The following is a 14,530-nucleotide window of genomic DNA, read 5'->3' on the forward strand; positions in this document are numbered from 1 at the left end:
AATCGTCAAGTACAACAGCCGCCGATTCCCGGCAAACTCTTTTTCCCGCCCCACAATGACTTGTTGACAGCAAACTTGACAGCACCAAGCAACCGAGTATTTTCGCCAACATCTCGCATCGTTTTGCAGGACAAAAAGAGGGAGGAACCACCAAAAAGTCAATGATCAGCCATTGGCATAGGAGAAGCGCATGTCTTCCGATTGCGGAATGAAGTGGTGCCGGGTTTCGAAGATCGCATTCAACATATGCAAGGCATCCCCTTGCTGTTGGCTCATCTTCACGTTCTCCTTCAACTTGGACAACAAGGACCGGTTCGCGATCACTTCAAGCAGCTGGTTTTTCAATTCCTCCGCGTTCTTCGCTTGAATCGCCGCTCCGAGGCCAACCAGATAGGCAGCGTTCTCCTGCTCCTGTCCGGGGATCGGCTTATAGAGCATCATCGGAAGCTCCAGCGCCATCGCTTCAGAAATCGTCAGGCCTCCGGGCTTCGTGATGATGAGGTCCGATAAAGCCATCAGCTCGTGAACGTAATCAACGAAGCCCGTTATCTTCACATGATGGCGCATCTTCATACTGCCCAGCTCCTCCTCCAGGTGCAGCCTGAGCTTCTCGTTGCGTCCGCATACGAAAATAAACTGTACCGGCGCCGTCAGCTCCTCCGACTGCAGCACGGACTTGAACTGCTTGCCGATCAAGCCGTGTCCGCCGCCCATGACGAGCACAGTCGGCATCTCCCGGTGCAGCCCATGCTTGTCGCGGAGCGCCATCCGGTCGTACTCGCGAGTGAACGGCATTCGCAGCGGAATGCCCGTCACGACAATTCGCTGCTCCGGCACCCGGTAGCGCAACAGCGCTTTCTTCACATGCTCCGCTCCGACCAGGTAGCGATCCGTTCCCGGATGAACCCAATAACTGTGATCCGTGTAATCGGTCATTACCGTCACCGTGGGTACCGTAGTCCATCCGTTGCATTTCAAATACGACATCGCCGCGGCGGCTCCAGGAAATGTGCAGACCACTTCCGTCGGCTCCTCTTCGTGCAGCAGCTCCAGCATGCGATCCGTGCTGAACGACTTCATTTTTTTGAAGAGATGGGAGATGGTGTTATCCTCGCGCGTCTTGCGGTACAAGAAGCCATAGAGCGACGGCAGGCTCTTCACCCACTGCATATAGCAGTATTTGCCTACCCCATGCAGATAAGGGTGTGTCCACTCCAGGAAATCCACGACTTTCACATCCGCATCCGGCCTATGAAAGCGAGTCGCTTCGAGAATAGCTTGCGCCGCTTTATTATGTCCGTCCCCCAGGCTGCCTGTCAGGATCAAGAGTTTGTCCCTGCGTTTCATCTTCTTAGTCCTCCTTCAAGCTTGCTTTGCCGTGTTGCGGCCGGAATAGAAGGCTGTGCCAGCCAGCCTCGTCTTGCACGTTCCAAGATATAGATCACGCCTTCCGCTACAAGAATGGCTCCTGCAATGTCCAGCAGAACATGCTGTTTCACGAATTGCGTGGATAGGATAATGAGCACCGCCATACAAGAAACTATTATTTTTGAAATTCTCGCCGCCTGTCTGGATCGCAAATACGCTTTCATCATCAGGTACGAGGTCAGCACATGCGTACTTGGGAAGCAGTTGAACGGCTGATCCGCCCGGTACACCCACTCTACCATCCGCAGCAGCCAATCGCTGCCGGTTAGCTCCGGCCGAGGTACAGTAGTCTGATATATGGCATACACGCCATAGCAAAGCAATAAGCCTATCACGAATTCTACAACTGTTCTATAGTAATTCCGGCGATCCTTGTACGCCATATACAGAAATCCGGCCAACAGGAACAGATACCAGGACAAATAAGGGACAACAAAAGCTTTCAGAAAAGGGATTTGCCGATCCAGGTCCGTGACCAGGCTGTAAGCACCATCCCCGCCGTGGTTCAGCTCCACATAGATCAGGCCTACCAACGGGATCAGCAGCAGCATGCTGCAGGCCAAGCAATAAGACCACAACGAACTTATTCTCACTCCAATCACTCGCTCTCCTTCATATTATCTTCATGATAAAGGAGAACCGCCGCCATCTAAACGCACTAAGGTACTGTCTTTCTTTAGCCAAAAGTCTTGATAAAACCTAGACCAAAGGCTAAGTTCTAAATGCCCGGACAAGTCATATAGGCAGCCTTCGCATAGCAAAAACCCAAGGCACATACCTCGGGTTATTCCGTGCTCTCGCTAACCATTCTTCCCTTACTTTCGCTTGATGAAACGCACACCTCCATATAACAGCGCCCCCAGCAGGCATGCGGCAACGATAGGCACCACAGCGCCATTCATAGGCGTATTCCCATCTGCCGTTCCTTGCTTGGCGTCGTCCGGAATGGGAATTTCCCTCTCCTTCAGATATTCCAGCTCCCGGGCAGCATCTGCCGTCATTTTGGTCGGCGAACATAAGGGATGTTCCCAGTCTGCGTCTTTCTTTTTCAAGAAGAAAAGATACTGCGTCCCCCGCCGGCTCGTTCCCCAAGTAAGATCCTCCATGGCGGTAATGTTTCGCTCTTCCAACCCTTTGAAGCTGGCGAGCACGGTCAATTTCAGCTCTTTGCCGCTTCGCCGCTCATGCACCTCATCGACATTAGCCACCACAACCGCATCATAGTACGCATAACTTTCTTCAATGGAGCGCGGAGCCGCGCAGGATAAGGCGAAAGCCCGGTCAGGCAGCAGCGCGGCACAGATGACCATCGCAATCAACAACATGTGGAATCTCATTCTCATCACATCACCGTCCTCTACCATCAAAGACGCAATCCGGCACGCTTTGTTGCATGGTGAGGGCAGGATATTCAAGAAATCAGTTTGGTTCGTTTCGCCTTCTCGGCAACCCGCTTCGTATAGCCGCTGAGCGGCTTTTTCAGGGCTAACGCCAACACATAGCAGACGAGGATGAACAGGCAGAGATAGAGGATATCCTCCAGTACAACCCCAAGCAGCATTCCGCCTACAGCCTCACGCATCGCCCCGACCGCATAAGTGAACGGCACAAAGGGGTTCAATTTCTGGAAGAAAGGCGAAGCCGTGCTTACCGGGAACGTCCCTCCCGAGCTTGAGAACTGCAGGACAAGGAAAATAATCGCGATCCCTTTGCCGATATTCCCAAACACGGAGACAAGCGTGTACGTAATCGTGATGAACACTGCGCTGACCAGCAGCGCGATCAGAACAAACCAAACCTTATCCACAACATACGTTCCCAGCAGATACATATCCCCAATGGTGACTATGAGAGCTTGAAAAAAGCCGACCGTAAGGAAAATCATCATCCGCCCAAAATATACATGGTGCGTCTTGAACGAGTCATCCAAGTTATCCACATCGACTCTCATCAGAGAGACGAGCAGCATCGCTCCCACCCACAGGGATAATGTCGTGTAAAAAGGCGACATCGCCGAGCCGTAGTTCGGGATGGGGAATTTCTTGTCCTCCTTAATGAGCACCGGACTCGCAAGAAAATCGCTCTGCTTCTGGATATCGTTCTGCAGCAGCCGGAGAATCTCCTCGACACTGCCGCTTCCCTGCACCTTGCGGATTTGATCCGCCGCTTTGTGCACGGCCGCTTCGAACTCCGGCAGATCGCTGCGCACGAGATTGGCCGCCAGATGCACGGCATCCTCCACCTCCGGCAGCTTCGTCCGGTAAAGATCCGCCACCCTGCGGATGTCTTCCTCCGCTGCGGGCAGATCGCTTCGAATGAAATTCGCGGCTTCATGCAGCTTCTGCTCAATGCGGGGCAAGTCAATGCGGATGAACGGGGCCGCCTCGTTCATACCGGTGACGAAGGCGTCCAGCTTGCTCTGAAGCGCCGTTGACGCCTCGTGCACCTTGGCGCGGATTTGCGGCAGCTCTTTCTGCAGGGCATCGAGCTGGGTCTGGGCATAATGAATGCCGTTCTGCGCATCCGTCAAAATTTGCTTGATGTTCGGCAGCTGCCCCTTCAACGTTTGAAGCGTGCTGCCTGCGTTCTGGGCGATGCTCAGCAGTTGAGCCAGCGCCTTGGTCATATTCGGCACGATCTCCGTGTCATACTTGGCGAGCAGGCCGCCAAGAGCTGCGCTCGCCTCTTTGGATAACAGGTTCAAATGATTCACAAGCTCTTTGGCCGGCTGTTCGCCGCGGCTGATGGCGGATTGCAGCTTATCCACAGCTTGAATCTGGTTCGCTATATTCGACTGCACACTCTTAAGCCGTGAGATCGCATCGGTGAACGGGCTATTGGGCAAATACGCGTTCAAGCGTGTGAACAGATCAATCATGCTGTCGAGTACAGATGAGCCTGCCGACAATCGCTCGGTAACCAGAGCTAGCGCAGCCAGCGCCTTCTGAGGGTCGACATTGGCATCCTGGAGAACACCTGTCAGTTGAGTGACCGCGTCCGCCGTTTGCTGCAGCAGGATCAAATTTTGCTTGACCACCGGAATCAAAGCTTGGAAGGCGCCCTCATTCTTTTGCAAAAAATTCGCGAGCCCTTCGGCAAAAGCGCCCCCTTGCTCCGCAATCGCCTCTATTCTAGGCAGCGTATTCAAGGCCGAGCTGACGATTTCGTCAGCTCTTCGAGAGGTGTCGACGGCGGTATTCAGCACCTCCTCGACTTGGCCGAAGTTCTGGTCCAGCTCCGCGATGCGGCTGGCAGCCTTCTGGATGTCCGGCAGCTTCTGCTGGATCACCAGCACCTCCTGTGCGACAGCCGCAATCTTCGGCCAACGTTCCTCGATCTTCAGCACCGTGTCCGCCGCACGGTTGATATCCGGGATTTTCTGCTCGAGCTGGACGATCTTCTGCCCTTTCTCGCGAATCTCAGGCAGCTTCTGCTCCAGCGCCAGCGCCTTCTCCCCCATTGCTGTAAGATCCGGCAGGCGCTTCTCCAGCTCCAGGACTTTGCCCTCTATATTCCGAATCGTCGGCAGCTCCTTCTCCAAATCGACGCCGATCTCTTTCATGCGCGTCAGAATCGAAGTGCTTACCGTTTTGATAAAATTCTCACTGATTTGCTCCGTGACGCTGGATGCGCCTTTACTTGTGATTTTGGGCGCTACCGCATTGATTTTCTCATTCACCGTATATACAATTTCCGGTTTCTCCAACGATCCGTCGATAATGCTCGTGATCTTGCGCGAGAAATCCTCCGGAATAATCAGACTGGCGTAGTAATCGCCGTGCTCCACGCCGCGCAGCGCCGTCTGATCGTCCACGAAGGTCCAGCCGAGCGTATGATTGCTTTTTAAATTATCCACAACCTCATTACCGATATTGATCGTCTTGCCCTCGACCGTTGCCCCCTTGTCGTTGCTCGTTACCGCAATTCGGATTCCCGATGTATTCGCATACGGATCCCACATCGCCTCAAGGTTAATCCATGCATACACAGACGGCAGAATAGCAAGCGCAACGATGAGGAGAAGACCTGTAGGCACCCTCCACAAGTTGGTCAAATCTGTCCGATAGATGCTCCAAACTTTTTTCATCGCGCTCCACCATCCCTTGGCATTTGGTTATTAATGTAACCGGAGTCGTTCGTACGCATGCAAACCGCTTGTTCGCAATTCCCGAAAAACACGTACCCCCATGTGGATAACCCTTTCTGTGGATATGTGTACAACGCGGCTCACACCTTTTCCGTACTGGGGATTGTGGACTTGTTGATACTGTGAGTAACTTTGTGGATAAATGTGTATAGCTTGTGAGTGGAGCCGGAAAAAAGAGGGAGGAAGCAGGCAGGTTGGAGTGATCTGTTGAAGGCCCTGAGGAGGGGAGGCGGTGAACGTACATCAAGGAGCGAAGATGCGGAGGCAAGTGCGGGAAACTGAATGTGCGGCGAACATCAACGTCGAAACGTGAAAAAGAGGGAGGCACCCGACACCTTGCGGCGGCACGTGAACCTCCCAACTGTTTAATGATGAGATGCAAGTTCTTTAATTCTCCAGCAAAGCCTTCAGCTTTCGCAAATCGTTCTTGTTCGCTCGCTTCATCATCAAAGACATGAAAGGAGCGAAGACGGCCGAGAACCCCGAGGGATTCCCCCTGTTGCGCAGCGTCATTCGAGTAATCCGCTCGCCAACCGGTTCCCACGTATACGTCGTTTCCATCGGAAAAGGGCCGTCAACCGTGCGCATCACGAGCTTGCTGCCAGGTATATACTCGGCAAATTCATACACATAAGACAGCTCCTTGCCTAAGAAAGCTGCCTTGAACGCAACCTTCGAGCCTGCTCTCAATGGCTTCGGCGTTCGCCACTCGGCTGATTGAATGTTAACATACCATTCTGGAGCATGATCCGGATCCGAGGCGAAAGCAGCGACCTGTTCGGCAGGGCGATTAATCCTGATTTCCGTAAAAACGTCGACCACGTACGTCCTAGGCACCGACTTTGAGCTGCTCGTCTTTGTTCATCAGCCATTGTTCCAGCATCTCAACCGTCATGCTCTTCAACATATCGCCATGATCCTGGATAGCGTGGTGCCACATCGCGGCCTCGACTTTATATTTGTTATCGTCCGTTATTTGAAATCCGCAGTTACAAACTAATGTGTTCATCCTATTCATTCTCCTTATCTCCACATTCAATTTATTAGTGTTTAGTGCATAGCTTTCTCAGACCACGGATCCTTACCCGGATCCTGATCTTGCGCCGCCGACTGCAAGCGAGGCATGTAATGCGACCAACCCTGTACGTGAGAAGCAACTTCTGTCGCAGGCAAGTTATAGTGCGTCAAAACCAGCAGTGTGCCGCTGTCTTGGGGTGTCAGCCGAAATTCAACGGTGCTGGAGCCGGGAGGAACGACTCCGGATCGTTCCCACCCCCAAGTCATAACAATCTTCTCATTGGGGATAATCTCTTTGTATTCTCCCATCGCGATGTCGCTTCCATTGACATCGATCCGGTATTTGCCTCCGATACTTGGATCGAGCAATACGTGGCGGCCCATCCAACGAACCAATTTTTCCGGATCCGTGAAAAAAGAGAACAGAGTCTCCGGCCGGCATTCGATGAAAATCTCCTTCTTAATCGTGTTTTGACTGCTCGTTGTTTCCATATTTTCTCCTCTCTTCCTCTTCCGCGGCTTCCTTCAGACGCAGCAAGCTGTCGTCCCAGAAGCTCTCGATATATTGCATCAATTCGGCGAATCCTTCCCTCCTAATGCCGTAGAATCGTTTGGTACCGGCCCGTCTGACAACGACGAGTCCGGCCTCTTCAAGAACTTTGAGATGCTGTGATATTGCCGGTGCTGAAATGTCAAAATGCGATGCAATGGCGCTGGAGGTCAGCTCCCCTTCACGGACGAGACGTAAAATGTCCCGGCGCCTTGGCTCCGTTATTGCGTGGATGGCTTTATCGATCATGGCATTAATTTAGCATATACTTAATTAAGTGTCAACTTAAATAATAATGCCGCACTCCAACCTCTTTTCATTTATTTTGACCTTGAGCCTAACCTGTTATGTCATTCGCCCGTCCGTCGCAGTCGAAGCAACACAAGCTCTGGACCTTATGACAAAAGCCTCCAAGTCCACAGTTCGTGGATATGGAGGCTTTTCATTAGAAATCGGCTGCACTCAGCACAAAACCAGTAAGTGACCATCGTGAAGTCCGTTAGAGGAAGCGGACCGGTCCCGCCCGCCGGCCTAAAGCGGCACCACTTGGCGCCAGCCGCCAAGCGCCGTCACATCTTCCGCGCCCGCAGCCGCGTAAGCTTCACACACAAAGCCCGGGACCTCCGTACCGTCCCGGAGCTCAACCTTGCCGATCCCGAGCGGAGCCGGAATCGCCGCCGCGAAGCCGCCGAAGGCATCCAGCGGCATCTCCCAAACCTCCAGGGCGATCGCCGCGCCGCCCTGCTCCCGCTTCACGAGCCCCGGCTTCGCCGGGGTCGTCGGCAGCTTCACGAGGCTGTACTTCGCGGCGGTTTCATCCTCACGGATGAACCGCGCTCCACAGCCTAGCATCTGCCACTCCAGCGGATAGCCTCGCATATGCAGGCCGCAGACGGCGACGAGAGTCGTCGCCGGAGCAGCGCTCGCACATGCGACTGCTGCCGCCTCCGCCGATGCGCTCGCGTCCGCCAAGATCAGCTCGGCCGCGCCGCAGATCAAGCTCTCCTCATCGGCAAGCCCGAAGAGGGTGATGCCGAACGGCGTGTGCGGCGCCGCCTCGCCCGCCGGTATGGCCACCCCGCACAAATCGAGCAGGTTGCAATGATTCGTATAGCGCCCCATATCCCGATTCGTCGCAATCGGGTCAGCCAGCACCTGTTCGCGGGTCCACGTCCCTCCGCAGGTCGGCATGGCCAGCACGGCTCCGCGCAGCAGCTTGCGGGTCTCTAGCTTGATCCGCTGAAGCCGGTGCATCGCCCGAAATACCGATGCGGCATCGTGTTCAGCAGCCGCGCCGGAGCGTAGAATTCGCTCTGTCACAGGGTAGATGGCGTCCGGGTTCTCATCGACGAATGCACCAAGCGCCGCCCAACGTTCCGCAACCCACGGCCCTTCGTACAGGATGGCCGCCGCTTGGGCGAACATAGCGACATCCACGTAAGCGATGGGCAGATTCAGCTCCTTCAGTCGAGCCACCGCGCGGCCCCATGCCGCTTCATACTCAGAAGCATATGGACCGTAGAAGGTAAGCGGCCCGTCCGGCAGCAGCAAAGCTTGCGGCAGTCGTGAAGCTTCCCTGTCAACGCTGCGCGACCAAGGATCGTCAGCATGAAGACCGCGCACCGCTTCGTCCACGGCAAGCGCATCTTCCAGGCTGTGCGCGAAGACGGTGACGCAGTCCAAACTTGCGCAGGCCGGCACGACTCCTGTGGTTGGCCAAGCGCCGAGACTCGGCTTATAGCCAACCAGCCGGTTCAATGCGGCCGGCACACGGCCCGAGCCTGCCGTATCCGTGCCAAGCGAGAAGGCTGCTTGGCCGCGTGCCACGGCAACGGCGGAGCCGGAGCTCGAGCCGCCGCTGATCAATTCGGGACGCAGCGCGTTATGCGTATCTCCGTAAGGGCTGCGCGCACCGACCAGACCCGTCGCGAACTGGTCTAGATTCGTCTTGCCGACCGGGATCGCTCCTGCGGCAATCAATCTCTCCACAACGCCGGCGTGTTCTTCCGGCGTATAGGCGTAGGCCGCGCAGCCTGCCGTCGTCGGCACGCCGGCCAGATCGATGTTGTCCTTGATGGCGAATGGAATGCCCCAGAGCGGCGCATCCGCCGGATTTATATCGATCAATCGGTCCAAGTAAGGCTGGATGTGCGTCAGGGAAGGCGGCGTAATCCAGATATTCATCTCCCTTTCACTCTCCGCCCGCTGAATGATCGCAGCGACAACCTCTAGCGGCGACCATGCGCCAAGCTCATAGTTATCCCGAAGCCATGCGATCGTCAGCTGCTCGGGAAGTTCTTTCTCATCGGCTTTCGTCATTATGAACACCTCTCCTTAAGCAGATTGGGCGATGCCGAGAATCAGCTGCCCGGCATGGACTTGATCCCCCGGCTTCACTTGAATCATCGACACATACCCGTCGCACGGCGCATGCTGCGGGAATTCCATTTTCATACTTTCGAGAATCGCTAGTTGGTCGCCCTTCTTCACTTGCTCACCTGGAGCAACAAGCACCTTCCACACGCTGCCCGGCATGATGCCCCGCACGGCGACCGTGCCTGCCGGCAGCTCATTCTCCGGCTGCACGCTGACGCTCTCCTGTTCGGATACGTATTCCGCGAGACCTTGCGCTTTCCAGCTTTCACGCTCTTCCCTGAAAGCAGATTGCTGATTCTTGCGGAACTCTTCCGTGCCGTCCTCAATGGATGTCAGGAATTGCAGATATTCCCCGAGATCGAAAGTCGTTTCCTGAATGTCGGCTTCGAACCTGCCCCGAGGGAAATCTTCACGCAGCTGCAGCAGCTCATCGGCGCTAACTTCATAGAATTGAATCTGGTCAAAGAACCGGAGCAGCCATGGTTTCCCCGCCTTGAAGCTCTCTGTGGACCTCAGTCGGTTCCACATCTGAATCGTCCGTCCGACGAATTGGTAGCCGCCCGGACCCTCCATTCCATATACACACATGTAGGCACCGCCGATACCTACGGCGTTTTCCGGCGTCCAGGTGCGTGCCGGATTATATTTCGTCGTAACCAGCCGGTGACGCGGATCGACCGGAGTGGCTACCGGGGCGCCCAAATAAACGTCACCAAGCCCTAAGACCAAATAATTGGCGTCATAGACGATCTTTTTCACGTCATCAATCGTGTCCAGCCCGTTAATGCGGCGAATGAACTCCAGATTGCTCGGACACCACGGCGCATCCGGGCGCACCCCTTGCTGATAGCGCTGAATGGCCAGCTGTGTCGCCGGATCGTCCCACGAAAGCGGCAGCCGCACGATACGCGACGGCACGCGGAACTGTTCCAGCGGCGGCAGCGCGGCGTCGATCTCGACAACTTTGGCGCATGCCTCGCTGACGGTGATTTGCGACGGATCAATATGAATTTGCAGAGAACGAATGCCAGGCGTTAGATCCAGGACAGGAATCACACCGCTTTCCACAATGGCTTGCATCAAAGCCTGCACCTGGAAGCGCAGCAGCAGATCCAATTCCAGCTCGCCGTACTCCACGAGCAAGTTCTGATCGCCGCAGCAGCGGATCGTGATCGGGAACCTGCGTCCTGCGGCTCTGTGATAGAGACGAGGGTATTCCGGCGTAATGTCACCATGAACAGCAGGCAGGTCGATAGCCGGCAGCTGCTCGAATTGCCCCCTGCCGATAGCCGCAAGCAGGCTCTCCTGCTCCTCGCGCAGCACCTCCGCTTCCGGAAGCGTCAGCAGCCGGAACCGAATCGTATCGCCCGGATGAAGCTGTCCCAGCTTCCAGAACTCCGCCGAAGCCGTCGTCACCGGACATACGAACCCGCCTAGACTAGGACCATCCGGTCCTAGCAGAATCGGCATATCCCCCGTCAAATCCAATGTACCGATCGCATAGGCATTATCGTGAATATTGGAAGGATGAAGCCCCGCTTCGCCTCCGTCTTCCCGCGTCCACAGCGGTGCCGGACCTTTCAGCCTAACGCCTGTTCGCGAGGAGTTGAAATGCACTTCCCAGCTCGTTGCCGTCAACTGCTCGAGGTACTCCTCACGAAGGAATTCTCCCGTGCAGTGCGGTCCCGGAATGACGCCGATCGTCCACTCCCGGGTCATCGCAGGACGATGCCGTCCTGCAAGCACTGCCGCTTCCTGTACCGGACTGCCGCCGGCATTCACCTCGAGCACGTCTCCTGTCCGGAGAGCACGACCGCCGTGCCCGCCGAAACCTCCGAGCGTGAATGTCGAGGAGCTGCCGAGAATCTTCGGCATATCGAAGCCTCCGCTGACCAACAGATAGGTCCGCATTCCTTCCTTGGCCTCGCCGAAGCTGAGCACTTGGCCGCGAGCCGCTTGCACCGGGGTATACATCGGGACAGCAGCTCCATCAAGCTCAGCCTGCATATCCGCCCCGGTAACGCAGAACCACATCCCGCTGCGGAATATGTAAGACCCTCCGCGCAGCGTCAACTCCAATCCCGGCGCATCGTCCGCGTTGCCCAGCAGCTTGTTGCCGATCCGGAACGAGAACGGATCCATCGGTCCGCAAGGCGGCACCCCCACATCCCAATGGCGAATGCGCCCCGGGAAATCCTGCACGGTTGTCTGGATGCCGCCGTCGACGACTTCGAGCGCCCGCATGGCAGGCTCGAACGCAGTCAATAATTGCGTGTAGACGTTGCCGTCCACGCAGTCCTGTTCCTGCAGGAGAGCCTGCAAATACTGCAGGTTCGTTGTAATGCCATACATGCGCGTCTCGGACAACGCTGCGATCAGCTTGCGGATCGCGTCCCGGCGGTCCGTGCCGTGGACGATAATTTTGGCCAGCATCGGATCGTACAAGGTCGTGACCGTCAGACCGTCCCTGACCCACGTTTCGTTGCGCGCCCCGCTTGAGAATACCGCCCGGTCCAGCTGTCCCGCGCTCGGGCGGAACTGCTGCAGGCAATCCTCCGCGTATATGCGCGCTTGAATACTGTGTCCCGACGGCTTACGGACTAAGGACTGCAGATCGGCAAGCTCACCCGCCGCTTCGCGCACCATCCATTCAACCAGATCGATTCCCAGCACTTCCTCCGTGACACCGTGCTCCACCTGAAGTCTTGTATTCACTTCCAGGAAGTAGAACTCGCACGTCTCCGGATCGTACAAATATTCCACCGTGCCCGCGCTGCGGTAACCGGCCTCCGCCGCCAAGCGCTTCGCCGAAGCGAACATCGCCTCGCGGACATCGTCCGACAAGTTCGGCGCCGGGCTCTCTTCAATGACCTTCTGATTCCGGCGTTGAATGGAGCAATCGCGCTCGCCAAGGGCCACCACCTCCCCGAAGCCGTTGCCGAATATTTGCACCTCGACATGGCGCGCCCGGGCGATATATTTCTCAAGGAACATGCCGCCGTTCTTGAAATTCGTTTCCGCCAAATGGCGGACGCCGTCATAAGCGGCTCGCAGCGCCGCCTCGTCCGCGCAGACGCGCATTCCGATGCCGCCTCCGCCGGCCGTGCTCTTGAGGATCACCGGATACCCGATCCGCGCAGCTTGGGACAGCGCTTCTTCGAGCTCCGTAATCAGCGGTGTTCCCGGCAGCATCGGCACGCCCGCTCTTTCTGCGATTTCCCGGGCGGAATGCTTGAGACCGAACATCTCCATTTGCTCCGGCGTCGGCCCGATGAACACAATTCCCTGCTCGCGGCAAGCTCTGGCGAAGTCGGCGTTCTCGCTCAGGAAGCCATATCCCGGATGGATTGCCTCCGCGCCGGTTTCCCGCGCCGTTCGTAGTATCAGTTCCATATTCAGATAACTGTCCTTCGCCGGCCCCTCACCGATCAGAACCGCCTCATCCGCTCCGTCCACATGCAAACTATCTTGGTCCGCAGCCGTATATACCGCCACGGATCGGACTCCCAGCTTCTTTAACGTACGCTCAATACGAGCGGCGATGGCACCGCGATTCGCGATAAGCACTTTGGTAAACATCCAACCCACTCCCCTTCGTCCTGTCTATTTCCCCCAAATGAACACCTGAATCGGCGTCGGATTGTACGCATTGCAAGGATTGTTCAGCTGCGGGCAGTTGCTGATCAGCACCATGGAGCTGCCGAGCGACTCCACCTCCACATAGCAGCCCGGTGCAGATACGCCGTCGTCGAATTTCAGGCCGCCCTCCGCCGTTACTGGAACATTCATGAAGAAGTTGATATTCGGCGCCAAATCCCGCTTCGTATATCTGCCGTCATGCTTAGCCAGCTGCAGCATAAAGGTGTCTCGGCAGTTGTGCATCGACAGCTTCTCGTGAGCGTAACGCACGGTATTGCTTTGCGCCGAACACGAGCCGCCGACCGTATCATGACGTCCGCACGTATCGGCTACGATACGCAGCAGCTCCTTGCCCGATTCCGCCCGCAGCACGGAGCCTGCGGTTAGATAGATGTTCCCTTGACCCGCTATCGTCGCCGTCGCACTGTAATGATCCTCCGGATTCTCGGCATCGTAGAACAGCGTATCCGCCGCCTGATTCCCTTCCAGATCGACAATACGCAGCACTTGGCCCGGTTTCAGCTCGCGCATCCACCCGTCCCCCGCTTGAATGATTTCGCTATAGATGGCCTCCTCGACGCCGCGAGGGCTTTCCACTCGATTAAATACCGCCATAACCGTTCCTCCTCCGTGTTTTCACTGTCCAAGCAATGCGTGGTATTCCCATGTATTCTCAAAAGCCCGGCGATTCTCCGAACGGAAGTTAACGCAAACATCGTCCTCACCTACAGGTTCGGCTTGCAGCACTTCTATTCGAACGGGCACGGAAGGATAAACCTTCCTGGGATCCAACGGATTCGGCGTATTGGACAAAACGAGCAGCGTATCCATCTCCGTCCGCAGCGTCACGGTCGCTCCCGCCGGACAGTGATCCAAACCGTAATGCATATCCCCTTCTTCATCGCAGTACACTTTGGAAAACAAATTCAGCACAGGCATCATATCTCTCATGCTAAGTCCGCTTCGCACAAGCTCCACGGCGAAGTTCTCTTGTCCGCTCCGCAGCCATTCGTTGCGCCGCTGCTGATAATTCGTGGCCCCGTATTTGGCGTCCGTCGCTGCACGGCTCGTGTACCCGCCGAGCGGATCGTGCCAGCCGACGCTATCCTCCACAATGCTTGCGAGCACCCTGCCGTTATCGCTCATGAGCACATGTCCTCGGGTCAGATGTGCGGTGTATTGGGCTTTCAGCGTATCCGGCATATTGTAGCGCTCCGTCAAATCCCTCGCATGGAACAGCTGTATCGCCAAGTTCGCACCCGCGTCCAGCGCCGTAAAACGGATCAACTTCCCCTTGCCAATCACTCCCGACCACTTACCTCCCGGGCTTATCGTCTTGTGCCACACGTTCGCCATCTCTGCCATCTCCTTCG

The 14,530-nt window shown here is 56.1% G+C and carries 12 protein-coding genes; all 12 read right to left on the reverse strand.

Features of this window, described 5'->3' with window-relative positions; translation table 11 throughout:
- Positions 1-165: 165 nt before the first annotated feature.
- The 12 genes from J2X61_RS14330 to J2X61_RS14385 all read right to left on the reverse strand — a co-directional run bounded on the left by J2X61_RS14330 (position 166) and on the right by J2X61_RS14385 (position 14,513).
- The gene (locus J2X61_RS14330; protein ID WP_310188509.1) at positions 166-1,347 is read right to left on the reverse strand and encodes an MGDG synthase family glycosyltransferase; all 1,182 of its coding nucleotides are present in this window, start codon (positions 1,345-1,347) and stop codon (positions 166-168) included.
- Positions 1,344-2,021 (reverse strand): phosphatase PAP2 family protein, encoded by a 678-nt coding sequence (locus tag J2X61_RS14335; RefSeq protein ID WP_274467273.1) that lies wholly within the window; start codon positions 2,019-2,021, stop codon positions 1,344-1,346. Before J2X61_RS14335 ends, J2X61_RS14330 begins: the two co-directional genes overlap by 4 nt.
- A gap of 222 nt (positions 2,022-2,243) precedes the next feature.
- A complete protein-coding gene (locus tag J2X61_RS14340; protein WP_310188511.1) occupies positions 2,244-2,771 on the reverse strand; it encodes a hypothetical protein in 528 nt (175 codons plus the stop codon).
- 68 nt (positions 2,772-2,839) lie between these two features.
- A complete protein-coding gene (locus J2X61_RS14345; protein ID WP_310188514.1) occupies positions 2,840-5,515 on the reverse strand; it encodes a YhgE/Pip family protein in 2,676 nt (891 codons plus the stop codon).
- A gap of 447 nt (positions 5,516-5,962) precedes the next feature.
- On the reverse strand, positions 5,963-6,397 hold the full coding sequence (locus J2X61_RS14350) for an SRPBCC family protein (RefSeq protein ID WP_310188517.1): 435 nt from the start codon (positions 6,395-6,397) through the stop codon (positions 5,963-5,965).
- 7 nt (positions 6,398-6,404) lie between these two features.
- The gene (locus J2X61_RS14355; protein WP_274467278.1) at positions 6,405-6,584 is read right to left on the reverse strand and encodes a DUF1059 domain-containing protein; all 180 of its coding nucleotides are present in this window, start codon (positions 6,582-6,584) and stop codon (positions 6,405-6,407) included.
- Between the two features lie 41 nt (positions 6,585-6,625).
- The gene (locus J2X61_RS14360) at positions 6,626-7,084 is read right to left on the reverse strand and encodes an SRPBCC family protein (protein ID WP_310188521.1); all 459 of its coding nucleotides are present in this window, start codon (positions 7,082-7,084) and stop codon (positions 6,626-6,628) included.
- Entirely contained in the window at positions 7,053-7,391 is a 339-nt protein-coding gene (locus J2X61_RS14365; protein ID WP_274467280.1) for an ArsR/SmtB family transcription factor, read from the reverse strand. The genes J2X61_RS14360 and J2X61_RS14365 overlap by 32 nt, the downstream gene beginning before the upstream one ends.
- Before the next feature lie 282 nt (positions 7,392-7,673).
- A complete protein-coding gene (gene atzF, locus J2X61_RS14370) occupies positions 7,674-9,461 on the reverse strand; it encodes an allophanate hydrolase (protein WP_310188523.1) in 1,788 nt (595 codons plus the stop codon).
- Between the two features lie 15 nt (positions 9,462-9,476).
- The gene (gene uca, locus J2X61_RS14375) at positions 9,477-13,097 is read right to left on the reverse strand and encodes an urea carboxylase (protein ID WP_310188525.1); all 3,621 of its coding nucleotides are present in this window, start codon (positions 13,095-13,097) and stop codon (positions 9,477-9,479) included.
- 24 nt (positions 13,098-13,121) lie between these two features.
- Positions 13,122-13,772, reverse strand: a complete 651-nt coding sequence (locus J2X61_RS14380) for an urea amidolyase associated protein UAAP2 (protein WP_274467284.1) — start codon at positions 13,770-13,772, stop codon at positions 13,122-13,124.
- 21 nt (positions 13,773-13,793) lie between these two features.
- Positions 13,794-14,513 carry an urea amidolyase associated protein UAAP1 gene (locus tag J2X61_RS14385; protein ID WP_310188528.1) on the reverse strand — a complete coding sequence of 240 codons (720 nt, stop codon included), beginning with the start codon at positions 14,511-14,513 and terminating at the stop codon, positions 13,794-13,796.
- Between the last annotated feature and the right edge of the window lie 17 nt (positions 14,514-14,530).

This window comes from Bacillus sp. 3255, from assembly GCF_031456485.1.
In the GTDB taxonomy this organism is placed as follows: Bacteria; Bacillota; Bacilli; order Paenibacillales; family NBRC-103111; genus Paenibacillus_E.